Source organism: Stenotrophomonas sp. 89682_Sma, from assembly GCF_056481405.1.
In genome coordinates this window covers 45,912-69,249 of sequence record NZ_CM151147.1, presented here as the reverse complement: position 1 = coordinate 69,249, position 23,338 = coordinate 45,912, and the positions used below count along the sequence as shown (strand labels likewise).

At 67.6% G+C, this 23,338-nt stretch carries 20 protein-coding genes; 7 read left to right on the top strand and 13 right to left on the bottom strand.

Translation table 11 applies throughout. The features are described from left to right. Window positions 1-70 precede the first annotated feature (70 nt). Complete coding sequence (locus ACZK29_RS00315; protein ID WP_111204493.1) at window positions 71-1,516, top strand: FAD-dependent oxidoreductase; 1,446 nt, start codon at window positions 71-73, stop codon at window positions 1,514-1,516. Here the strand turns inward: ACZK29_RS00315 and ACZK29_RS00310 are convergent. Then, window positions 1,502-3,910, bottom strand: coding sequence for a response regulator (locus tag ACZK29_RS00310; RefSeq protein WP_478446516.1), 2,409 nt, complete (start codon window positions 3,908-3,910; stop codon window positions 1,502-1,504). The genes ACZK29_RS00315 and ACZK29_RS00310 overlap by 15 nt on opposite strands. Before the next feature lie 168 nt (window positions 3,911-4,078). On the opposite strand from ACZK29_RS00310, the gene ACZK29_RS00305 reads away from it, so the two are divergent. Further along, window positions 4,079-4,945 carry a methylglyoxal synthase gene (locus tag ACZK29_RS00305; protein WP_111204494.1) on the top strand — a complete coding sequence of 289 codons (867 nt, stop codon included), beginning with the start codon at window positions 4,079-4,081 and terminating at the stop codon, window positions 4,943-4,945. Window positions 4,946-5,292: 347 nt separating this feature from the next. Here ACZK29_RS00305 and ACZK29_RS00300 read toward each other — a convergent pair whose 3' ends face one another. Genes ACZK29_RS00300 through ttcA form a run of 3 tightly spaced genes read right to left on the bottom strand, consistent with a single transcriptional unit; the run spans window position 5,293 to window position 8,006 of the window. After that, window positions 5,293-6,072 (bottom strand): M48 family metallopeptidase, encoded by a 780-nt coding sequence (locus ACZK29_RS00300; RefSeq protein ID WP_478446515.1) that lies wholly within the window; start codon window positions 6,070-6,072, stop codon window positions 5,293-5,295. 59 nt (window positions 6,073-6,131) lie between these two features. Further along, complete coding sequence (locus ACZK29_RS00295; RefSeq protein WP_005411825.1) at window positions 6,132-7,037, bottom strand: recombination-associated protein RdgC; 906 nt, start codon at window positions 7,035-7,037, stop codon at window positions 6,132-6,134. Between the two features lie 36 nt (window positions 7,038-7,073). Next, window positions 7,074-8,006, bottom strand: coding sequence for a tRNA 2-thiocytidine(32) synthetase TtcA (ttcA, locus tag ACZK29_RS00290; protein ID WP_181502506.1), 933 nt, complete (start codon window positions 8,004-8,006; stop codon window positions 7,074-7,076). Window positions 8,007-8,097: 91 nt separating this feature from the next. Here ttcA and ACZK29_RS00285 point away from each other — a divergent pair, with 91 nt between their 5' ends. Beyond that, window positions 8,098-8,301, top strand: coding sequence for a YdcH family protein (locus ACZK29_RS00285; RefSeq protein ID WP_049430910.1), 204 nt, complete (start codon window positions 8,098-8,100; stop codon window positions 8,299-8,301). Between the two features lie 90 nt (window positions 8,302-8,391). Here ACZK29_RS00285 and plsB read toward each other — a convergent pair whose 3' ends face one another. From plsB to ACZK29_RS00265, 4 genes are all read right to left on the bottom strand, one after another. Further along, complete coding sequence (gene plsB, locus ACZK29_RS00280; RefSeq protein ID WP_478446514.1) at window positions 8,392-11,028, bottom strand: glycerol-3-phosphate 1-O-acyltransferase PlsB; 2,637 nt, start codon at window positions 11,026-11,028, stop codon at window positions 8,392-8,394. Then, entirely contained in the window at window positions 11,028-11,981 is a 954-nt protein-coding gene (locus ACZK29_RS00275; RefSeq protein ID WP_459048377.1) for a hypothetical protein, read from the bottom strand. Before ACZK29_RS00275 ends, plsB begins: the two co-directional genes overlap by 1 nt. A 449-nt stretch (window positions 11,982-12,430) precedes the next feature. Next, window positions 12,431-13,156, bottom strand: a complete 726-nt coding sequence (gene pyrF / locus ACZK29_RS00270; RefSeq protein WP_053511292.1) for an orotidine-5'-phosphate decarboxylase — start codon at window positions 13,154-13,156, stop codon at window positions 12,431-12,433. After that, entirely contained in the window at window positions 13,153-14,076 is a 924-nt protein-coding gene (locus ACZK29_RS00265; RefSeq protein ID WP_005407497.1) for a 5'-nucleotidase, lipoprotein e(P4) family, read from the bottom strand. Before ACZK29_RS00265 ends, pyrF begins: the two co-directional genes overlap by 4 nt. Before the next feature lie 101 nt (window positions 14,077-14,177). Between ACZK29_RS00265 and ACZK29_RS00260 the strand changes: the two genes are divergently transcribed. Beyond that, window positions 14,178-14,831: a YceH family protein gene (locus tag ACZK29_RS00260; protein ID WP_478446513.1), complete on the top strand. Its 654-nt coding sequence runs from the start codon at window positions 14,178-14,180 to the stop codon at window positions 14,829-14,831. A gap of 113 nt (window positions 14,832-14,944) precedes the next feature. Here ACZK29_RS00260 and ACZK29_RS00255 read toward each other — a convergent pair whose 3' ends face one another. The 3 genes from ACZK29_RS00255 to ACZK29_RS00245 all read right to left on the bottom strand — a co-directional run bounded on the left by ACZK29_RS00255 (window position 14,945) and on the right by ACZK29_RS00245 (window position 18,199). Further along, window positions 14,945-15,262 carry a hypothetical protein gene (locus ACZK29_RS00255; RefSeq protein WP_138953373.1) on the bottom strand — a complete coding sequence of 106 codons (318 nt, stop codon included), beginning with the start codon at window positions 15,260-15,262 and terminating at the stop codon, window positions 14,945-14,947. A 160-nt stretch (window positions 15,263-15,422) separates the two neighbouring features. Then, complete coding sequence (locus ACZK29_RS00250; RefSeq protein WP_111202376.1) at window positions 15,423-15,962, bottom strand: GNAT family N-acetyltransferase; 540 nt, start codon at window positions 15,960-15,962, stop codon at window positions 15,423-15,425. Between the two features lie 260 nt (window positions 15,963-16,222). Beyond that, a complete protein-coding gene (locus ACZK29_RS00245) occupies window positions 16,223-18,199 on the bottom strand; it encodes a UvrD-helicase domain-containing protein (RefSeq protein ID WP_012478687.1) in 1,977 nt (658 codons plus the stop codon). A gap of 99 nt (window positions 18,200-18,298) precedes the next feature. Between ACZK29_RS00245 and ACZK29_RS00240 the strand changes: the two genes are divergently transcribed. From ACZK29_RS00240 to ACZK29_RS00230, 3 genes are all read left to right on the top strand, one after another. Continuing rightward, window positions 18,299-19,027 carry an SEL1-like repeat protein gene (locus ACZK29_RS00240; protein WP_099472599.1) on the top strand — a complete coding sequence of 243 codons (729 nt, stop codon included), beginning with the start codon at window positions 18,299-18,301 and terminating at the stop codon, window positions 19,025-19,027. Window positions 19,028-19,186: 159 nt separating this feature from the next. Then, entirely contained in the window at window positions 19,187-19,585 is a 399-nt protein-coding gene (locus tag ACZK29_RS00235; RefSeq protein WP_459048375.1) for a hypothetical protein, read from the top strand. Between the two features lie 87 nt (window positions 19,586-19,672). Then, window positions 19,673-20,293, top strand: a complete 621-nt coding sequence (locus tag ACZK29_RS00230; protein WP_111202377.1) for a thymidine kinase — start codon at window positions 19,673-19,675, stop codon at window positions 20,291-20,293. 517 nt (window positions 20,294-20,810) lie between these two features. On the opposite strand, the gene ACZK29_RS00225 is transcribed toward ACZK29_RS00230, so the two are convergent. Together ACZK29_RS00225 and mutM are read right to left on the bottom strand one after the other, a co-directional pair. After that, window positions 20,811-22,415: an OpgD/OpgG family glucan biosynthesis protein gene (locus ACZK29_RS00225; RefSeq protein ID WP_459048374.1), complete on the bottom strand. Its 1,605-nt coding sequence runs from the start codon at window positions 22,413-22,415 to the stop codon at window positions 20,811-20,813. Window positions 22,416-22,520: 105 nt separating this feature from the next. Next, window positions 22,521-23,333 carry a bifunctional DNA-formamidopyrimidine glycosylase/DNA-(apurinic or apyrimidinic site) lyase gene (gene mutM, locus ACZK29_RS00220; RefSeq protein ID WP_014645439.1) on the bottom strand — a complete coding sequence of 271 codons (813 nt, stop codon included), beginning with the start codon at window positions 23,331-23,333 and terminating at the stop codon, window positions 22,521-22,523. Window positions 23,334-23,338 lie beyond the last annotated feature (5 nt).

Here is a 23,338-nt window from a genome sequence, read left to right as displayed (position 1 = left end):
GCGCCCCGGCCTCCCCACCGCTGTAGTGCCGGCCGCTGGCCGGCATCCGGAAAACACCACAGAGCCCGCCATGAGCCGCAAGCACGCCTTCCAGTTCCTCGACCTGCCCCGCACCATGCCACAGCGCATTCCGGTGGAACTGCGCACGTCCGGCGACTGGGGTGAGCTGTACGGAAAATTCGGCAAGGAAGACGCGCAGTACCAGGCCGGCCGCTGCCTGGACTGCGGCAATCCGTACTGCAGCTGGAAGTGCCCGGTGCACAATGCCATCCCGCAGTGGCTGCAGCTGGTGCAGGAGAATCGCATCCACGAGGCGGCCACGCTGTGCCACAGCACCAACCCGCTGCCGGAAGTGTGCGGCCGCGTCTGCCCGCAGGACCGGCTGTGCGAAGGCAGCTGCACGCTGGAGGAATTCGGCGCGGTCACCATCGGCGCAGTCGAGAAGTACATCGTTGATACCGCGCTGGCCACGGGCTGGCGCCCGGACCTGGGCGCGGTGCAGCCGAGCGGCCACAGCGTGGCGGTGATCGGCGCCGGGCCGGCCGGGCTGGCCTGTGCCGACCGCCTGGCCCGGGCTGGTATCGCCGCGGTGGTCTACGACCGCTACGAACAGATCGGCGGCCTGCTGCAGTTCGGCATTCCCAGCTTCAAGCTGGACAAGGACGTGATCCACCGCCGCCGCGAAGTGCTCGAGGGCATGGGCGTGCAGTTCCGCCTCGGCGTGGAGATCGGCCGTGACCTCAGCGTGCAGCAGTTGCTGGACAGCCACGATGCGGTGTTCGTCGGTACCGGCGCCTACCGCTACACCGATGGCGGCCTCGACGGTCAGGACCTGAAAGGCGTGCTGCCGGCGTTGCCGTTCCTGGTGCAGAACAGCCGCATCGTCGGTGGTGATGATCCGAAGGGCCGGCCGATTGCCGGCTGGGAAGACACCATCGCCCTGCCCGATCTCAACGGCAAGCGCGTGGTGGTGCTCGGCGGTGGCGATACCGGCATGGACTGCGTGCGCAGCGCGGTACGGTTGGGCGCGGCCAAGGTGACCTGCGCCTATCGCCGCGACGAGGCCAACATGCCCGGCAGCGCGCGCGAGGTCGCCAATGCGCGCGAGGAAGGCGTGCGCTTCCTGTTCAACCGACAGCCGCTGTCGATCGAAGCCGGTGCCGATGACGAAGTGATCGGTGTAACCGTGGTCGAGACCCGCCTGGGCGAGCCGGATGCCAACGGCCGCCAGAATGCGGTACCGATCGACGGCAGTGAATCACTGCTGGAGGCGGACGTGGTGATCATCGCCTTCGGCTTCTCTCCGACCGTGCCGGCCTGGCTGGCCGAACACGGCGTGGAAGGCCAGTCCAACGGCCGCATCGTGGCCGGGGGCAAGGACCGCCTGCCCTTCCAGACCGCGCACCCACGCCTGTTCGCCGGTGGCGACGCAGTGCGTGGCGCCGACCTGGTGGTGACTGCCGTGGCCGAAGGCCGCGACGCCGCCGCCAGCATCATCCGCCTACTGGCGCACTGAATCCGGCGCCAGCAGCACGGCCAGCAAGCCACGCAGTTCCTGCGCCTCTACCGGCTTGGCCAGGAAATGATCGATGCCCGCTTCGCGGCAGGCCTCGCGGGTGCTGTCCAGCACGCTGGCTGTGAGGGCGATGATCGGGACCTGCGCGCGAATCGCGCAGGCGTCGCCACGGATGGCCCGTGCCAGAGCGAAGCCATCCATGTGCGGCATGTGGCAATCGGTGATGACCAGGTCGAACGCCCGCGCCTGCCAGGCCTCGAACGCCTGGCGACCATCGGTGCAGGCGTGCACCTGCAGTCCCAGATCGCGCAGCCGCTGCTCCAGCAGATGCAGGTTGGTGGGATGATCTTCAGCTACCAGCACCCGGGCCGACGACAGTGGCCACGCTGCTTCTGCCGGAAGCGGCAACGCCTCCGCAGGCAACTCACAGGCGTCCAGGTCCAGTTCCAGCCACACGGTGGTGCCCTTGCCCGGCGTGCTGCGCAGGCAAAGTTCTGCTTCCATTGATGCGGCCAGTTCACGGCAGATCGCCAGGTCCAGGCCGCTGCCGCCGAAACGGCGCGTTGTTGATGCCTCGGCCTGCGTGTAGGCAGCGAACACGGCCTGTTGCCGTTCCGGACTGATGCCCACACCGCTGTCACTTACCTGCAGGCGAAGGCGTTGGCCGCCATCGCGCTGCTGCAGCACCCGCACCTGCAGGTCCACGCCGCCATGCTCGGTGAACTTGAGCGCGTTGCCGGCAAGGTTGAACAGGATCTGGCGCAGGCGCAGGCCGTCGGCCAGCGATCCGCCCTGCAAATCCGGATCAAGTTCGATCCGCAGATGCAGGCTCCGGCTGGCCGCCACCGGCATCAGCAGCTGCTGCACCGCACGCACCAGTGCCGCCACGCTCGTGGGCCGCAGCTGCAGCGGCAGTGCCTGCAGCCGTTCGCTGTGCAGCACATCGTCCAGGATCTGCCGCAGCATCTGGGCAGCATCACCCACGGTCACCAGCACCTGTTGCTGGCGGTGATCCAGATCGCTGTCCGCCAACCGCTCGAGCATGCCCAGCAGGGTGCTCATCGGCGTGCGGATCTCGTGGCTCATGGTTGCCAGGAAATGGGTCTTGGCCAGCGCGGCCTGCTCGGCCGCATGGCGCGCCTCGGCCAACGCATGGGTGCGCGACTGCACTTCGCTTACGTCGATCCAGTAGCCACTCCATTCGACGTCGCTGCTGTCCAGGGACAGCGGCCGTCCATGCGAGTGGACCCAACGCCAGCCCTGTGGCGAGCGCGTGCGGAAGATGACGTCGATCGCGCCCCGCGCCAGGGCAGCGGCGTCGACGGTGTCCATCAGCCGCGAGCGATCATCGGGATGAACCGCTGCCAGCAGGCGCTGTTGATCGATCAGGGCGGTTTCCACGCTGATTCCGAACAGCGCCTGCACATCGCCTGCGATCTGGGGAAAGCTGTAACGGCCGGTGGCGGAGCGGCGCGCCTGATAGACCACCGCTGGCAGGTTCGAGGTCACCTCCTGCAGGCGTTGCGCAGCCTCGCGGCGGCGCTCGCTCTCGCGATGCACGCGCCAGTAGCCGAAGGCATACACCAGTACCAGCGCCAGCAGGGTCAGCGAGGCCGGCACCAGCCAGCGCAAGGGGGACGCCGAGGACGGGTGTCGCGGCTGGTCTGGCAACCAGGCCCTGCGGATCGCCGCGCGATCGTTCGCGGACAGCTGCGACACGGCCTGCTCGAACAGCGGGATGACGTCGGCGCAGGCCTGCATCGTGGCCAGCACCGGCGCGTCGTCGATGGAGGCCGGCGCGGCGATTGCCAGCGGCTCGCCCTGATAGTGGCGCAACGCGGCCTCGACCTCGCCAAGATTGGCGACCACGGCATCGACCAGGCCCGTGCCCAGCAGTGACAGGGCGTCGTCGATGGAGGCGGGGGGCAACAGCTGCACGCCAGGTGCCTGTTCGGTCAGCGCCCCGACCAGCGACAGCGGGTCGGGACTGGCCACGGTGCGTCCGCGCAGTGCTTCCAGGCCCAGCACCGGCGATGCATCCCGGCGCCGGACGATGACCTGTGGAAGCTGCACGTAGGGCGCACTGGCCACCCAACCCGCTGGCAACTGCGAGCGCGGCCAGCCCAGCAGCGCCTGGACGTCGGGCGGTACCGTTCCCTCGGCGATGGCGGCGGTTGGCAATGGCTGCATCTGCAGTGGCCGCTGCGCGCCCAGCAGCTTCAGGTACTGCGCGCTGAGCCCGCCCGGCTGGCCCTGCTCGCTGGAGGACAACGGCGCGCGGTCGGCGGGCCAGGCAATGCGCAGCGGCGTCCTGCAATCCGCAGCGGCGGCCAGGGCAGGCAACAGCAGGCCGGCCACGACCGCGGTGGCGGCACGCAGGCCAGCAGCGTTCACGATGGGCATCCTCTTCTGGCGGGCGGAAATGAACGGCCGCGCAGCGGTACCGCTGCCTCTTACGCTAGCGGCGCGTGGATGAGGCGCAATGAAGAAAGTTGTAAAAGCACCAAGATAGGTGAATGGCGACATACACTGCCGCTTTCACCCGTATCTGCGGAGCATTCGATGCGCATCGGCCTGGCTGCCAACCGTCTCCACCACCACGACGCGCGCGCCGCCCTGTTCCGCTGGCTGCGCGTCAGCGAACCCGGTCTGCGCGAGCTGGGCGTGTCGCTGCACGCGGTCGGCCGCACCCATGACGCGATCGAGCGACAGGGCTTCCTGACCGGATACGCAGGCCTGCACCGCTATCCCTACGGTCGCGAGGGTGGCCTGATGAAGCTGGTCGCCGAGGTGGTTGGCATGGGGCCGGAACGGACGCTGGATGGCGCGATCTACCTGATCGACCCGGTCGATCCGTCCTCCGTGTTTCCGGAAGCCACGGCGCTGAAGCGGCAGTGCGTGATCCACGGCAAGCCGTTCATTTCGACCGTGGCCACCGCACGCGACTGGGTGGAGGTGGAACGCATCCACGCCGGTCTGGCCGCCGATGCCGGGGCTGACGACCTGCATGCGTTCGAGGGGCAGACGTTGGCCCTGATCGCGCACGACGCGATGAAGCCGGCGATGCTGGCCTTCGCCGATGAGCACTTCGATGTGCTGGCACGGTTCGGCGAGCGCGTGGCGACCGGTACCACCGGCCAGCGCTTGAACGAACTGGCCTGGAGCCGTGGCTGGCCCAGCGACACGCCGTGGGTGACGCGCTACCAGAGCGGCCCGATGGGCGGCGATGCACAGATTGCAGACCGGGTGCTGGAAGGGCGCTGCCAGCGCGCGATCTTCTTCGAGGATCCGCATGTGGCGCGCCAGCATGAGGCGGATATCCAGCTGCTGGAGCGGGCGGTGACGACGGTGACCGACCAGGCGGTGTGCATTACGGCACCACGGGTGGCGGCGCGGTGGGCGGCGGCGGCGGCGTTGCGGGCGGGGTGAGGGTTTCGGCCAACGGCTGAGCCCCTCGTGGTGGGTGGCATCCGACGGCAAAGCCGTGCTTGGCCGGGCGGGTGAGCCATGCAGGGGACGCTGCAAGTACGTCCCTGTAAGCTCGATGGCGCCATCCATGGCGCCAACGCCCCTGCATGGCCCACCCGCCCGTCCTTCGACAGTTTCCGGTGTGCCCACCACGGAAGAAAGAAGGAAGAGCAAGAGCCGGTCGCGCGCTGTGCGCGCTCTTCTGTTGAGCCGAGCCATGCTCGGCTGCTCTTCAACGTGATGACTGGAATCCCGCGCTGCGCGCGTCAGCCGAGCGTGGGCTCGGCTCTACAGGGTGCGGGGCGCGGTCACAGCAGCTGGCGCAGCATCGCTTTGAGGCGTCGCCCTTCCAGCTGGAAGTAGTCGCGCTGCTCGCGCCAGTCGGGGAAGCGTTGTTCCACTTCATGCCAGAACGCGGGCGAGTGGTTCGGCTGGATCAGGTGGCAGAGTTCGTGCACCAGCACATACTCGAACGCCTCCGAACGACCCAGCACCAGGGCCAGGTCCAGCGCCATGCTGCCGTCGGGGGCCAGCGACCCCCATTGGGACGACATCACCTTCAGCCGCAGGCGGCTGGGCGCGCGCGGCAGGGTGGGCAGGTACTTCGGCAACCATCGACCGACGTCGGTGCGGGTCTGTGCCTCGTAGAACTCGCGCAGCAGGCGGCGCAGGGTGGCGTCACCGCCACGGGTCGGCCACTGCACGCAGGCGCCGTGGGCGTCGATTTCCAGTCGCGCGTAGCGGCCTTCCTGCCAGCGCAGCGGCAGCAGTTCGCCGCGCAGTGGCAGCACGCCATCTTCGCCGGGCTGCAACGGTGCCGGCAGGCCCTGGCCCTGGTACTGGCGCAGCTGCAGCGCCAGCCAGTCACGGTGCTGTTCCAGGAAGCGTTCGCCCATCACCAGGCTTGCCCGCGGCGGCAGGGTCAGGCGCGCGCCGCGCTCATCCACGCTCAGCTTGATGCGCCGCGCGCGCGGGTCGCGCACGCGCAGCACCTCGATCTCGGCATCCTCCAGCCGCAGGCGAACGGTGTCGCGCTGTACGGTGGCGGGCGGGGTCGGGCTGATCAGGCGGCGCAGCAGACGGCTCATGCGCCCAGCATAGCGCCGCTTCGGGCCACCGGATGACCGGCGGCCGTCGGGCTGCCTGTTCAGTCAGCCTTGCTGAGCTTGAAGGCTTCTTCCAGCAACAGGAACAGGCGGCGGATCTCGGCGCTCTGCAGGGCGAAGCGGGCGTCGAACTCGGCGCGGCGGCCGTCTTCGTCGGCATGCTCCAGCTGGTCCAGGGCACCGTCGAGGAACTTCAGCTTGCGCACGATCAGGTCGTCGCCGATCACGAACGACAGGTTGTCTTCGAAGATCAGCGCCAGCTTGGTCACCTGCTTGCCGGCATCCAGGTGCTTGTCGATCTCGTCGCAGCGCAGCTCCTGGTGCTGGCACTTGACCACTGCGCCCCCCTCCACTGGATCCTTCATCTCGCACTCTTCGCCCAGGCTCAGCCCGGTCGGCAGCGGCTCGCCGGCAATCCAGCCGGTCAGGATCGAGCGCGGCGCGACTTCGGCATTCAGCGGCATCGCCGGGAAGCTGCCGAGCAGGCCACGGATGTCGGACATGAAGTATTCGCCGGTCTTGCGGCTGGAGGTATCCACCGCGACGTAGCCGTGCTGCAGGTCGATGAAGGCGTCGTTGCGCGAGGACTTCACGAAGGCGCGCGGCAGCAGTTCATGCAGCAGGTCGTCCTTCATGCGCTTGCGCTCGCGGCCACCCGGGCGGCGGCCTTCCTTCTCCTCGATCTCCTCCAGCTTGCGCTCGAGCAGGTCGTTGACCACCGCCGCCGGGAGGATCTTGTCCTCGCCGCCCACGGTCAGCCACAGGTGCTCGGCGATGCGGTGGGACAGCAGTTCCTTCTCCTCGCGGCCGAACGGCGAGATGAAGCCGCGCGAGTTCATTTCCAGCGCGCCGACCGGCTTCAGCAGCGCGTGCGGCAGCAGGGTGTCGACTTCGGAAAAATCGGTGGTGGTCGGGAAACGGAAGAACGTCAGGTTGCGAAAGAACATGGAATTCCGGATGGCAAAGAGGAAGGGCGGCCGACCTTAAACGGCGGGCGTCTCGGGATCTGCGTCGGCATCGGCCGGGGAACCGGCCAGCCAGGCATGGGCGTCGGGCAGCGGCGCGTCGTCGCGACGGCCCAGCGCCATGAAGTCGAACAGGGTGGTGTCAGCCAGCTGCGAGGGCCGGACTTCGCCCATGGCACGCGCGATCTGCTCGATGCGGCCCGGGTGGTCCTTTTCCCATTGCTTCAGCATCAGGCCGACCTGGCGGCGCTGCAGGTTCTCCTGGCTGCCGCACAGGTTGCAGGGAATGATCGGGAACTGGCGCGCCTGCGCGTAGTCGACGATGTCGCTCTCGCGCACGTAGGCCAGCGGCCGGATCACCACGTGCCTGCCATCGTCGCTGCGCAGCTTCGGCGGCATCCCCGACAGCTTGGCGTGGTGGAACAGGTTCATGAAGAACGTGGCCACCATGTCGTCGCGGTGGTGGCCCAGCGCGATCTTGGTGAAACCGTGGGTTTCGGCGTAGTTGTACAGCGCGCCACGACGCAGGCGCGAGCACAGCGAACACATGGTCTTGCCTTCCGGAATGACCCGGCTGACCACCGAATAGGTGTCCTGCTCGATGATGTGGTACGGCACGCCCAGCCCGGCCAGGTACTCCGGCAGCACATGCTCGGGGAAGTCCGGCTGCTTCTGGTCCAGGTTCACCGCCACCAGCTCGAACGGCACCGGCGCCTTCTTCTGCAGCTGCAGCAGCACGTCCAGCAGGGTGTAGCTGTCCTTGCCGCCGGACAGGCAGACCATCACCTTGTCACCGGCCTCGATCATGCCGAAGTCGGCGATCGCCTCGCCGACCTGGCGGCGCAGGCGCTTGGCCAGCTTGTGCAGCTCGCGCTCGGCCACGCGCGGATCGCGGGCGGCGCGTGGCTGGGAACGCGGCAGGGGATCGGGAAGGGAAATCACGGCACTCATGGGGTCCATTCTAACGGCTCGGAGCCGCCCCGGCCGGGGGTCGGAATTCCCCTCTCCCGGCAGTCATCATCGCTGTGTATGCTCGGAGGCTGTGGACACCTACAGCCCCGCCGAGATCGTCGAACGCCTCGCCGCCCTGCGCGCCGAGCATCGCCTGCTGGATGAACAGATCACCCGCATGGCCGCCAATGGCGAGGACGAGCTGGAATCCAAGCGCCTGAAGCGGCGCAAGCTGCAGTTGAAGGACTGCATCGCCAAGCTGGAAAGCCTGCAGATTCCCGACGAACCGGCGTAGCACCGGTCCTGGTGGGTGCCAACCTTGGTTGGCACAGATGGAAGGTGTGCGGACCAAGGTCCGCACCCACCGCACTGCCCGGCGCTACCTTCAATCCTGCGGCGCAGGCTCGTCCGGGCGTGCCGCTTCCGGGCTGACCCGTTCGATGGTGTGGCGCAGTTCGCGGCCGAGGATGAACTTGGCGTCCTTGGCCCAGGCATCCAGGCGCTCGTCGAACAGCAGCTTGCTGTTCTCGTCCGGCCACACCAGGCGCAGCTCGCGCAGCTTCTGGATGAAGCCGCGGAACAGGGTGCGGTCGAAGAACTCCGGCGCGGCCGGTGCATAGAGCAGGCTCAAGCGCTGCGCCGCCTGCTGGCACAGGCTTTCCAGCTCGGCCGCACCCAGCACGCCCGGGCCGTTCTTCACCAGCACCGAGATGGCGATGTAATAGCGCTCGAACGCCTGCTGCAGCGAATGGCCGATCGCCCGCAGGCGGAACACTTCGTCGGTCTGCCCGGTGTTGCGCGCCAGGATGCCGCCGTCGTCATCATTGACGTTCTGCAGCAGGCCCTCGCGCACGAACACGTTGATGGTCTGGTCGATGCGCTGTGCAAACTCGTCCTCGCTCCACGGCAGGAACAGCTCGGCCTGCAGGAACGGGTACACCGTGCGGCCCAGCTGGACCAGGCCGGTACGGCTCATGCGGCGGTTGTTCTGGAAGCAGCAGGCCACCCACGACGAGGCGGTGAACAGGTGCAGCACGTTGTTGCGGAAGTAGCTCAGCAGCACCGCGGTATCGCCGCTGACGCTGAGCACATCGCCCAGCGGGTGCTTGATGCGGGTGAGGACGTTGATTTCCTCGGCATGGGCGATGATCCGCTCCGGCGAGTGCGGGGTCACCGTCACCCGGTCCGAGTACGGCATCTCGACCAGCAGGGTCTTGCACAGCTCGATCTGCGCGATCAGGTCGGCCTCGCCCATCGCGTGCTTCGGCGTGGACAGCAGCGCCAGCGCCAGCAGGTTGATCGGGTTGACGTCGGCAGCACCGTTGATGTGCACCTGGATGCGCTCGGCCAGCGTATCCACCGTAGTCGACAGCCACGCCGGCTTCTCGTCCTCGGAGACTGCCTCGCCCTTCCACTCCGGCGCCTTCTCGGCCAGCACATCGTTCAGCGCGATCGGCTCGCCGAAGTTCACCACCACCTGGCCGTAGTTCTGCTTGAGCACCTTGGGGATGCCCCACAGCAGCGACCAGATCGATTCCTTTTCCTTCGGCCGCCCGGACAGTTCGTCCAGGTAGCTGCCGCCTTCCATCAGCTTCTCGTAGCCGATGTAGATGGGCTGGAACAGCACCGGCTTGCGCGGCTGGCGCAGGAACGCACGCAGCGTCATCGAGATCATGCCGCCCTTGGGCTGCAGCAGTCGGCCGGTACGCGAGCGGCCGCCTTCGACGAAGTACTCCAGCGAGTAGCCGCCGGCCACCAGCTGCGCGACGTACTCACTGAGCACGGCCGAGTACAGCGCGTTGCCACGGATCGAGCGGCGGATGAAGAACGCACCGCCCTTGCGCAGCAGGGTGCCGACCACCGGCAGGTTCAGGTTGATGCCGGCCACGATGTGCGGCGGCACGATGCCACGGTCGTACAGCAGGTAGGACAGCAGCAGGTAGTCCATGTGGCTGCGGTGGCTGGGCACGTAGACCACTTCGTGACCCGGCGCGGCGGCCTTGAACTTGTCCAGATGGTGCACCAGCACGCCCGCATAGATGCGGTTCCACACGTGGCTGAGCATGAAGCTGGCCGAGCGCACCACCGGGCTGGAATAGTCCGCGGCGATTTCCCAGGCGTAGGCGTGTGCCTTCTTCCAGGCATCGGCCGTCTTCGAATTGTCGCGCTTGGCCTGCGCGGCAATCGCTTCGCGCACCGGTTCGGCGGCCAGCACCTGGTCCACCAGCAGGCGCCGGGTCGACAGGTCAGGGCCGATCACCGATTCACGGATGCGGCGGAAATGGGTACGCAGCACGCGCTGCAGCTTGCGCACCGTGCGCTCCGGCTCCAGGCCTTCGTCGACGGTGTTGCGCAGCGAGATCGGCGGTGCGAAGCGGACGATGGTGCTGCGACCATTCAGCAGCACCGCCAGCAGGCGGCGGAAGCGGCCGACCAGCGCCCAGTTTTCCGAGAACAGCACCGCGAACCAGCCGCTCTGCTTGTCCGGCGCGCGACCGACGAAGATCGACACCGGCACCAGGTGCACGTCCAGGTCATCGCGCACGCGATGTGCCTGCAGGACCTTGGCCAGCGAATCGGAATGGGTCTTGGCACCGCGCTGCTCGGGGATCAGCGAATTGCTGGAGCTGCGCCGCGACAGCGCCAGGTAGGCGCGCTTGCGGCCGGTCGGGTCACCGGCCAGCGGCACCAGCGGCGACGGCAGGCCGGCCTGGCGGCACGCCTTGTCCAGGATCAGCGCGTTGGACAGGCCGTAGTCTTCCAGCACGTACATGACCGGGCGGCCATCGTTGTACTGGCCCGGGTCTTCCGGCTCGATCTTCAGCGACAGCCACGGCTCGACCAGGCGGCCCAGCAACCGTGCCCACAGTGGGCGTCGGCCGGCCGGACGCGCGTGCGCGGGCGGCGGTACCGGGTTCGGGCCGGTACCGGTCGAGGGGGACGCCGGCACCGTATCGGCGGGCGTCGACTGGGATTCTTCGCCGGGGAACGGCAGCGGGTTCTGTTTCGACATCGGCGCCATTATGGCTTAGGCGGCGGCGTTGCCGCTTCCCCACCCTCGGCGGGGGCTTCAGCCGGTGACGGCGACGCAGCGGCGCGGGCCGCATCGGCCTTGCGCAGCAGGGCGTCGGTATCGGCCAGGGTGCGGGTCAGGTACCAATGGCCTTCGCGGCGGCTCAGCGGCAGCTGCAGGCTCATCTCGCGACCGGCGAGGTCGTAGCGCAGGCGTACCAGGGCGTTGTCACCTTCCACCGACAGCAGTTCGCCGCGCACGCTGCGCAACGCGTCGTCCACGCCCAGCCCGTAGCTGCCCAGCACCGCCTTGAGGGTGTGGATGAATGGCGCCAGCTGCGCCAGGCTGCCTTCCATGCCCGCGGCCTGCAGGCCGGCTTCGTCGTCGAAACCGACCTTGTTGGCGGCGCCGACCAGCGCGGCGATGGTGCTGCGTGCGCGGGCCCGGTCACTGATCGGGGCACCCTGCGCCCAGCTGGCCAGGGTTTCGACCAGGGCGATGTAATGCGCCTGTTGGCCAGGCGTATAGCCCTTCTGGTGGCGCAGGTACTGCACACCGAAGTTGCCCATCGACTGTGCGGCCTGGCGCACGGCGCCGGCCTGGCCGGCCAGCTGGCGATCGAAGCTGCGCTGCAGTTCTGCACCGGCGTTGGGCTTGCGCAGTGCGGCCAGCATCGGCAGCAGCTGGTCGCCCAGCGGCAGTTCGGTCAGCGGCCATTGGCTGTGGCCTTCGGTCCAGGCCTGTTGCAGGCGCTGGTACTGGCTCGGCGGTACCGACAGCTTTGCGTAGCCGACCAGATCGTCCTCGGCCAGGCGCAGCGCCATCGCCTGCACCGCCGCGACCGGCTCAGCCGCCGGCTTGGCCGGGTCTTGGGCCGATTCACGACACGCCGCCACGGCCAGCAGCAGCATGGCTGCCAGCCCCCATCCACGCGCAGACCTTCCTCGCACTGCCACGCTCATGCACTCGGACTCCCCGGACCGGTCCGCATCTTGCGGCCTGTGACGTGACAGCGGCAAGCCGGGACGTCACGGTTTCCGCCAGCAAGAGGGGCAGATCGCGCTGCCAGCGGCAGGGGACGCTGGCCCGGCGCATAAAAAAAGAGCCGGGATCACGGGGATCACAGGCTCTTCAAACCGGCGCAGGGCCGGTGGACAGTGTTGTGGCACATGTCCGGTCCGAGGACCGGATGGCGGCGATCCTACGCTGCCGTTCAAGTTAAGGCAACACTTTACCTATCGTCGTATAAATCATTGATTTTATTGATCCACCGGATGATGGACGTAGAAGCAATGAAATCTACGGCAGGTTTTGCGGCGATTCGGGCACAACCGCTCGGTGGACGGACGCAGAAACGCCATCCCGCGCGGGTCGGGATGGCGTTCGGGCCTGCAGCCTGCGCAACGGAATCTCAGCGCGCAGCCAGCGCCGACGCGATTTCCTGCTGGATGGCCCGCGCCGCGGCCTGCGGATCGGTGGCCAGGCGGATCGGACGGCCAACCACGATGGCATCGGCGCCATCGGCAAAGGCCTGGGCCACGCCAACGGTACGCTTCTGGTCATCGCCGACCGGGCCACCGGGGCGGATGCCCGGGCAGACGATCGAGAACCCGGCGCCGGTAGCGGCGCGGATCGGGCCGGCTTCCTGGCCCGAGGCGATCACGCCATCGATACCGGCCGCCTGCGCGGCCAGCGCGCGTTCGACCACTACGTCCACCGGTTCACGGTCGATGCCCATCTGCGCCAGGTCCGGGCGGCCCATCGAGGTCAGCACGGTCACCGCCAGCAGGCGCATGTCGCTGCTGTTGGCGGCGGCGCAGGCTTCCATCATCGCCGGGTGCCAGCCGTGGATGGTGGCGTAGCTGACCGGCCACTGCGACAGGCGCTTGATCACCGCCGCGGCAGTGGCCGGGATATCGAAGAACTTCAGGTCGACGAACACGCGCTTGTCGCGGCGGGCCAGCTCGTCCAGCACCTGGAAGTACTCGCCCGACGCCAGCAGTTCCATGCCGATCTTGTAGAACGCCACGCTGTCGCCGAGGCGGTCGACCCACTCCAGCGCCTGCACGCGATCTGGCACGTCCAGCGCGAAGATCAGGCGCTCGTCGTCGCGCAGCGGCAGCGGCGCGCGGCTCACGGCGCGTAGTCCAGGGCAGCGCGCTTGGCGTCGTGGCGGGCCTGGCGCGACTGGCTGTAGTCATTGTTGAACTGCGCCGGCTCGAAGCCGCCGTAGGTCGGGTTCGGCAGCATCCACCAGCGCTCGCCGAACCAGTCGTGGTACTGCTGCAGCAGCGCGTCACGACCGTCATTGGTGTTGGCGGTCACTTCCACGAAGTCGCCCAGCTGGTCGCCGAACTGCATCAGCACGCGGTATTTCTGCCCGGCCAGGCGGCGGCGGCAGTTCTTCTCGCTGCCGGCCTGCTCGCACCCTTCGACCACGGTGCCCAGGCCCAGGAACACGCTGTCATCGGCCACCGGCAGGCCCTGCTCGCGCAGGTTGGCCAGGGTCGCGTCCTTCAGGTGCACGGCGCGGTTGGAGATGTACAGCAGGGTCACGCCCTTGGCGTTGGCGGCCTTGGCGAAATCAACCACGCCCGGAATGGCCTTGGCCTTCTTCTCGGCCACCCACTGGTCCCAGCTCAGCTCGTCGTATTCCTTGCCGTCGCGCACCAGGCGCGCCTGGTAGGGCGAGTTGTCCAGCACGGTCTCGTCCACGTCCAGTACCACGGCCGGCTTCAGGCCCTTGGCCTCGTTGCCGCGTTCTTCCGGCACCAGCGCGTCCCAGTGGGCTTCCTTCAGCGCTGCATCCAGGTGGTCGGCGGCGGCACGGTAGGTCTGCTCGGTGATCGCCTTGTACTCCTGTGCGCGCTGCATCCACAGCACGGCATTGAGATTGTCGTTGGCGGTCGCATCAAGCGCGCCATCAGCCTTGGCGGCAGCGGCCGGGGCCTCCGGGGCAGCGGCTTCGGCAGCAGGCGCATCCACGCGCTTGCAGGCGGACAGGCCCAGCGCCGCAGTGGCGAGCAGGGTCAGAGACAGGGAAACAGGACGACGCATGGATTCACCGGCAATCAGATATACCCGCGCATTTTACCGGCAAAGGCGGCCTCGGGACGGCTATGCTTGGCGGTTGACCCGTTGCCCTTCCGGAGGCCGCCATGACCGATTCCGTCCAGACCCCCGACGTTCCCCTGCTCGACGCCGTGCAGGCCCGCCTGCTGGGCTGCCTGGTGGAGAAGGAGGCAACCACACCGGACACCTACCCGCTGACGGTCAATGCGGCCCAGTCGGCCGCCAACCAGAAGACCGCCCGCGAGCCGGTGATGAACGTTGACGCCGGCAGCGTGCAGCACGCCCTGCGCCAGCTGGAAACCCTGGGCCTGGCCCGCCAGCACTTTTCTTCGCGCGCCGACCGTTACGAACACCGGCTGCAGGGCGCGCTGGACCTGACCCGGCAGCAGACCGTGCTGCTGGCGATGCTGCTGCTGCGCGGTCCGCAGACGCTGGGTGAGCTGGTCTCGCGCAGCGAGCGCCTGCACCGCTTCGCCGATACCGACGAAGCCCGCCACGCCATCGAGCGCCTGCAGCAGCGCGCGCTGCTGGTGGTGCTGCCGCGCGCCAACGGCCAGCGCGAAGACCGCTACATGCACCTGCTGTGCGGCGAAGTGGACGGCGCGGCGCTGGCGGCGAAGTACGCCAGCAGCGGCGGTGGCAGCAGCGATGCGGTCGACCCGGGCCTGGCCGAGCGCGTGGCCCAGCTGGAAGCGGCGGTGGCCGAACTGCAGGCGCAGCTGGCAGAACTGCGCGGCTGACGCAGCCTGCCGGGGCCGGATCCCGCAGCGCGGGCTCCGACCCCGTCCGCATCAGGTAGTGCCGACCCCTGGCCGGTCACCCCGCACCGATCGGCGCAGGATCGATCCGTGGATCAGCACCCTCCGACCCTGAGAATTCCGTCGCAGTTGGACAGGGCGCGTACCCCCCATTCCTCCATCGTGTACTGATTCACCAGTTTGCTGCCGTTGTTGCGCACGCAGCTGACATTGATGAAGCACTGCGTGCCGGGTCGCCCTTCAATGCGGTTGACATGGCAACTGCGGCTGGCAGACGACGCATTCCATGCGTTCTGACACGCCTGTGTACTGGAACGTGGCGAAAGAGCGCCCATCTGGGGAAGCGTGAATGCAGATGCGGATGCAGACGCCATGCTCAACAACATCGTCACGGCCAAGGTCATGGGCTTCATGAGAACTCCTGGAGTTTCCGGGTTTGGGTAATGACCACAGCGCTGTCCAATGCGGCGCGTCGGTCACCCTCATCAAAGCCGGAAGCATCGGCGGTGAACCGGACGACATGCCGGTTTATCGCCAAATACAAGAGTTCTCATTCGATTCGTGCAGATTGCGTCATGAGCGCGGGGCTGAGACCGCCACCGCCCCCGGTGTCGCGTACAACCGGCTGGGTGAATCCACTCCTGGCAACTGGATCACCCCGCGCTCCTGCATGCCCAGGCCCAGCAGGATCTTCCCGGACACCACGTTGTCCAGATCAGTAATGCCATACAGATCCTGCAGTCCCAGCGCGCCACGCGCGTGCGCGAACACTGCCCGCGCCGCCTCACCGGCATACCCCTGCCCGGCGAATTCCGACAGCACGGCATAGCCGATGTCCGGCCCCGGCAGGCCATCACGCCGCACCAGCCCGGCGTTGCCCAGCCAGGCACCATCGGACAGGCGCTCGATGGCATACATGCCGAACCCGTTCAACGCATAGCTGTGCAGCACCCGCAGCGCGATGTACTCCCGCGCCTGCGCCTCACTGCGCACATTGCGGTCGCCAATGAAGCGCACGAAGCCCGGATCATTCAACAGCGCCAGCATCGGCGCCGCATCGCGATCAGGCTCGATCGCACGCAGGCGCAGGCGTTCACTCTCGATCGGTTGCACAGGTGGACCTCCAGCCGAAACCCCGATTCTGCCTCAAGCCCGGCTGCTGCTTTTGATTTTCTTTGCATTGCCGTGGAAGGAAGCGCCCGGCATCTGTCAGAGGCCGATCGGGGTGGGTTCGCGGGGGTATCCGCGCCATGGATGGCGCGGCTAAGCCCCCAGGGACGGGTTCACGGCGTCCCCCGCGAACCCACCCCGATCGGCCACACTGCGGAACCAACGCGTGCTCCACCACGGAGGGGCGGCGCCGTTGGAGCGCCCTAGTCGAACAACGCTTCGATCGCCGCCAACCCCGCACTCGCCCGTTCCTTCTTGCGCGCCGCATCGGCCACCGGATCAGCGCCATCACGCTGGATCTCCTCGGCCGGGATCTCATCGAAGAACCGGCTCGGCTTCAGCCGCACATGCTCACCGAACTTGCGCGTCAGCTTGCTGTAACTCATCCACAGCTGGATCTTGGCGCGGGTGATGCCCACGTACAGCAGGCGCCGCTCTTCCTGCAGGTTGCCCTCGTCCAGGCTGACCTGGTGCGGCAGCACGCCGTCCTCGCAGCCAACGATGAACACGTACGGGAATTCCAGGCCCTTGGAGGCGTGCATGGTCATCATGCGCACCTGGTTGCCACCCTCGTCCTTGTCGCTGCGCGACAGCAGCGCCAACTGGCCGGCCAGGTCGGCGGCAGTGGCGCCGCGCGGGCCACCCTCGAACCACTGCGCCAGTTCTTCGATGTTGTTGGCGCGGCGCTGGTAGCTGGCCTCTTCCTTGGCCTGCTGGCGCAGTTCGCTGAGCAGGCCCGATTCCTTGGCGACCTTGCGGATCATGTCGCCCGAGGTGACCTGACGCATCTGCGCGCGCAGGTCGCGCAGGATGTCGGTGAAGCGCGCCAGGCTGTTGGCTGCGCGCGGCGGCAGTTGCTGCAGGGCACCGATCGCCTCGGCGGCCTGCGCCATTGGCATGTCCTTTTCCTGCGCCAGTTCGGCCAGCCTGGCCAGCGTGCCGGCACCGACGTCGCGCTTGGGCGACTGCACCGCACGCATGAACGCGGTGTCGTCGTCCGGATTCACCAGCAGCCGCAACCAGGCCAGCGTGTCCTTCACTTCCTGACGCTCCAGGAACATGGTGCCGCCGGTCAGGTGGTAAGGGATGCGCAGCAGCTGCATCGCCTTTTCCAGCGGCCGTGACTGGAAGTTGCCGCGGAACAGGATGCAGAAATCACTCCACGGCACGTTGCGCGACTGCGCCACGAAGGCGATCTCGGCCGCGACCTTTTCCGCTTCGTGCTCGCTGTTGCGGCATTCCCATACGCGGATGCGTTCACCGTCTGCCTGGTCGCTCCACAGCTTCTTCAGGTGCTCATGCGGGTTGTTGGCGATCAGCGCGTTGGCCGCGCGCAGCACGCGGTTGGAGCAGCGGTAGTTCTGCTCGAGCTTGATGATTTCCAGCGCAGGGTAGTCGCGCCCCATCTGCTGCAGGTTTTCCGGGTTGGCACCGCGCCAGGCGTAGATCGACTGGTCATCGTCACCCACGCAGGTGAAGTTGCCCTTGTCGCCGGCCAGCTGCTTGAGCAGCCGGTACTGCGCGTCGTTGGTGTCCTGGCATTCGTCCACCAGCAGGTAGCCGATGCGCTCACGCCAGGCCAGCGCGATCTCCGGGTTCTCTTCCAGGATCTGCACCGGCAAACGGATCAGGTCATCGAAGTCGACCGCATTGAAAGCCGTCAGGCGCAGCTGGTAGCGCTCGTAGACGCTGGCCGCTTCCTTCTCGCGGTTGCTGCGCGCGGCGGCCATCGCCTGCTCGGGCGACAGGCCGGCGTTCTTGGCGCGCGACACCAGGTTCTTCATGTCCTCGATGTCGTCGGGCTTGGCCCCGTACATCAGGTCCTTGATCTGCGCGGCGGCATCATCGGCATCGAAGATCGAGAAGCCACGCTTCAGGCCCACGGCCGCGTGTTCGATCTGCAGGAACTTCAGGCCCAGCGCATGGAAGGTGCAGATGGTCACCTCGTCGGCGTCCTGCTCGCGCAGGCGCTTGGCCACACGCTCGCGCATTTCCTTGGCCGACTTGTTGGTGAAGGTGATCGCTGCAATGCGGCGTGCCGGGTAGCGACCGCTGCCGATCAGGTGGGCGATCTTTTCCACGATCACGCGCGTCTTGCCGCTGCCCGCGCCGGCGAGCACCAGCAACGGACCTTCGATATGCAGGACGGCGGCGGCTTGGGGGGGATTGAGACCGTGCATGGGAATGGGATTGTAGCGGGGCCGCAGCGGGCGGACCTGACTTGCATGCACACCGTTCCTAAGCTATTGATTCGCCACCGGAGCACTGGAGCCAGGTGCATGCGCCCGACCGCCTCTGCCGCCCTGCTGGGCACCCTGCTGTTGCTGCTGGCGCCGTTGGACGCCCGCAGCGCGGACTGCGCGCCCGATCCTGGCGCATCGTTGCGGTCTGCGCTGATGACCCAGGGCTTCCTGCAGGCTCATCCTGACCTGCACTGGCGCGAGCTGGGCCTGCAGTCGTGGCGACAGGGCCGGCCCGATCATGCGCTGGTGCGCTTCAAGCGGGCAGCCGCGCACGCCGACAAGCTGTCGCAGTCGCTGGTCGCGCGCATGTACCAGGAGGGCACGGGTACCGCCCCTGATCCGGTGCTGGCCTACATCTGGATGGACCTGGCCGCCGAACGCGGCTACCGCGACCTGCTGCTGGAGCGCGAGCGCTACTGGAACCGCCTGGATGCCGCGCAGCGGCAACGGGTGCTCACCGAAGGGCCGGCGCTGTATGCGGCCTACGGCGATGCCACGGCCAAGCCACGCATGGAGGCTGCCATGCGCGTGGACCGCCGCCGCTTGACCGGCAGCCGTACCGGCTGGGTCAGCTCGATGCTGCAGGTGGAACTGTCCGACGGCCCGGAAGCCGGCTGGCCGACCCGTGGCGATGACTACTATCGGGATGCGTACTGGGACCCTGCAGCGTACTGGTGCATGCAGGACCGCATCTGGGAACAGGAATTCCGCGGCCGCAGCGTCGAGGTCGGCCCACTCAGCCCCGTGGAAGGCGCGGGGCGCTGACGTTTCCCGCCAACCGTCCTGACCGGAGGCTTCTTCGATGCCCATCCGGACCTGTTCTGACGCAGCATGGCCCAGCAGGCCGAACGGGACAGACAGCCCGCCAGGGCGCTGGACTACTAGAAGCGTTCGGCGCGCTACGCCGACAAATTCTCCCAGGCCATGGTGGCGCGGCTGTACCAGGAGGGCCTCGGTACCCGGGCCGATCCGGTGATGGCCTACATCTGGATGGACCTTGCCGCCGAGCGCATGTATCCCGATTTCCTGGTGCTGCGGGAGCACTATTGGGCACGCCTGGGCGCACTGCAGCAGGCACAGGCGATCGAGCGCGGCCAGCAGGTCTATGCCGACTATGGCGACCGCGTGACCAAGCCTCGCATGGAGCGCGCCCTCAGGGACGGCCGCCAGCAGATCACCGGCAGCCGCCTCGGGTACGTGAGCTCCGGCCTGATCGTCGTCCCCCGCCGCGGCAACGAGCAGGGCATCGTGACGCCGGGCAGCATCGTCTACGACAACGACTACTGGCGCGTCGCCGACAACTGGTGCCTGCAGGACAATTAGTGGCGCCCCGCGCTCACCCCCAGCGTCGAGATAGGACGGCCGGACGCGGTCCGCGACGACAAGGCGGTGGACGACTAGAATTGGCCGATGGCCAAGCTCTATTTCTACTATTCGGCGATGAACGCCGGCAAGACCACGACCCTGCTGCAGAGCGCGCACAACTACCGCGAGCGCGGCATGCGGGTGGCGATCCTGACCCCGCGCCTGGATGATCGTGCCGGCGCCGGCGTGGTGGCCTCGCGGATCGGCCTGCGTGCCGACGGCATGGCCTTCGACCGTGACACCGACCTGCAGCAGTGGGTCGAGCAGGACCTGGCCGCCAACGGCCCGATGGGCTGCGTGCTGGTGGATGAAGCACAGTTCCTCACCCGCGCCCAGGTCTGGCAACTCAGCGAGGTGGTCGACCAGCTGCGGATTCCGGTGCTGTGCTACGGCCTGCGCACCGATTTCCGCGGCGAGCTGTTCGAGGGCAGCCAGTACCTGCTGGCCTGGGCCGACGAGATGCAGGAGATCAAGACCATCTGCCACAGCGGCAAGAAGGCAACGATGACGGTACGCGTGGACGAACATGGCCACGCGGTAAAGGATGGCCCGCAGGTGGAGATCGGTGGCAACGACCGCTACGTGTCGGTCAGCCGTGCCGAGTTCAAGAAGATCACCCGCGGTGAAGGGCGGATCGACCCGGCGCAGGCGCCCCTGCCGCTGTAAGGCGTGTTCTTTTGCAGGGCTTGCTGCCCTGCACCCGCAGAGGCAACAGCAACGTCAACAGCGAAAGCTGGCATTCCGTGGGATGGCGGGGCACTGTGGGTGTGCGGGGACGGCGCAAGTACGTCCATGTAGCCTTGGTCGCCGCATCCATGCGGCTCACACCCCGCAAACCCACAGTGCCCCGCCTTCGACAATTGGCCGGCGGCCAGTAGATCCACGCCATGCGTGGATGAAATTGTCAGATATCGAATCAAGTTCCGGGGTCAGATCCGTTTTCCTTCGGAAAACGGATCTGACCCCATGAGCAATTCCAACAGATCGCGACGATCTGTCGAAGGCGGGGTGGGTCCGGTTGCGGGGGCGTGAGCCGCATGGATGCGGCGACCGAGCTTACATGGACGTACTTGCAGCACCCCCCGTAACCGGACCCACCCCGCCATCCCACGGATAGTCAGCTGTTGCTGTTGCCGTTGACTGCAGCAGGTGCAGGGCTGCAAGCCCTGCAATCCCGACCCACTCAGTACAGCGTGCGCTCCGGCGCACCCGCCGGCGGCGGGGTGTACTGGTACAGCCACGTCTCGGTGAGCGTCTTGCCACCACTGCGCAGGAACAGGCGGATATCGATCTGCTCGGTGCTGCCCTCCGGCGGCACCAGGTCGAACATCGCGCGGTAACCATCGATTTCGCGCAGCGGCCGCGCCGACACGATCTCGACCCGGCCGCGGCTGGCTTCCACCACCGCCTCGACCTCGGCCTTGTCGATCAGCCTGGCCAGCTCGCCCCCCTCGAAGTCCACCGCGAAGCGCCAGCTGAAGTACTCGCGCTTCTTGCCGACCACGCCGCCCAGGCCGGTACGGCTGGCCACGCAGTGCGCCAGCGGCGGGCGCGCCGGCGGTTCGGCGCCCCAGTACAGGCGGTAGCCGACCAGCAGCTCCTGGCCCGGCTGCGGCTTTTCCTTCGGGTTCCAGAACGCCACGATGTTGTCGAACGTCTCGTCCACGGTGGGAATCTCCACCAGCTGCACCGAGCCCTCGCCCCATTCGCCCTTCGGCTCCACCCACAGGCACGGGCGCTTCTCGTAGAACACGCCGTCGTCCTGATAATGGTCGAAATTGCGGTCGCGCTGCAGCAGGCCGAAGCCGCGCGGGTTGCGATCCACGAACATGTTGAAACGCAGGTTGCGCGGGTTCAGCAGCGGCCGCCAGATCCATTCGCCGGCGCCGGTCCACAGCGACAGGCCATCGGTATCGTGGATCTCCGGGCGCCAGTCCCATGCCATGCGGCGGTCGTTCTCGCCCACCTGGTACATGCTGGTGCACGGGGCGATGCCCAACCGCTCGATCGCCTTGCGCGGGTACAGCGCACTGTCGATGTCCATCAGCAGCACGTCGCCATTGGTGATCGCGAAGCGGTAGGCGCCGGCCACGCTGGGCGAATCCAGCAGGCCGTAGACCACGATCGTCTCCGAATCGGCCGACGGCTGTTCCAGGTAGTAGGCGATGAAGTCCGGGAATTCCTCCGGCTTGCCCATGCCGGTGTCGATCGCAAGGCCACGCGCGGACTGGCCGTACTGGCCTTCCTTGCCGACCGCGCGGAAATAGCTGGCGCCGAGGAAGGCAGCGAAATCGCGGTCGGTATCCTTGCGGGTGTTCAGGCGGAAGCCGGCGAAGCCGAGGTCAGCCGGCAGCTCGCCATCCTTGATGCCGCTCTTGCCGTAGTTGAACGCCGCGCCGTCATAGGCCAGTTCCTGCGCCTTGCCGTCGACCACGTCGAACATGCGCACCGGCGAATGGAAGTACAGGCCCAGGTGGAAGAACTTGGCCTGGAACTTGCCCGGCTGGTCGGCCCACAGGGCGTGGTCCTGGCGGTAGCCGATCGACTGGTACTGGTCCCAGTCCAGTCCTTCCAGACGACCCGGCAGCACCCGCTTGTGGCTCTTGTAGGGCGCCTGTGCCAGCGCGCGCGCCTGGCCCTTCAGGGTGGCGAAGTCGAACGGCTGCGGCTGGCCGAGGCGGCGCAGGCCCATCTGGCCGCTCTTGCTGGCCGCGCACGCGGGCAGGGACGGCAGGCCGAATGCAGCCAGGGCGAGGGAGGCATTGCGGATGAAGTCGCGTCGTTGCATGCAGGCGCGTCAGGCACAGGGAGGAAGGTCGGCCATCATAGGCAGACAAACGTTAACGGGCAGCGGAGACGCGCCCTGCCCGTTCAGCTGCCGCTGGCCGCCGGCTCAGCGCTGGCAGTGGCTGCACCAGACGCTGGCGCGTTGGCCGATGGTGGCGTGCTTCAGCGCGCGGCCACAGTTTGGGCAGGGCAGCCCGTCGCGGCCGTACACCAGCAGTTCCTGTTCGAAGTAGCCCGGCGCGCCATCGGGGCTGATGAAATCACGCAGGGTGGTGCCGCCGCGGGTGATGGCGTAGCCCAGGATCTCCTTCACCGCGTCGGCCAGGCGCTGGTAGCGTTCGCGCGAGATCTTTCCCGCCTCGCGCAGCGGACTGATGCCGGCCTTGAACAGGCTCTCGGCCGCGTAGATGTTGCCCACGCCCACCACCACCGCCTGGTCCATCAGGAAGGTCTTCACCGGCGCACTGCGGCCACGGCTGCGCGCAAACAGGTAATCGCCGTCGAACCCTTCGTCCAGCGGCTCCGGGCCCAGCCCCTGCAGCAGCGGGTGGATCTCGCCGGCCGGCTGCCAGAGCAGGCTGCCGAAGCGGCGCGGGTCGTTGAATCGCAGCAGGCGGCCGTTGTCCAGGCTGATGTCGACGTGGTCATGCGCGCGCAGCGGGGTATCACCGGGCAGCACGCGCAGGCTGCCGGACATGCCCAGGTGCAGCACGGCGCTGCCGATGGCGGTGTCCAGCAGCAGGTATTTGGCGCGGCGGCGGATGTCCTCGATGCGCTGCCCCGGCAGCAGCTCGGCCACTTCCGGCGGAATCGGCCAGCGCAGATCGGCCCGGCGCAGGATCACGCCATGCACGCGGCGGCCCTGCAGGTGCGGCGCCAGGCCGCGGCGTGTGGTTTCGACTTCGGGCAGTTCAGGCATGCGGC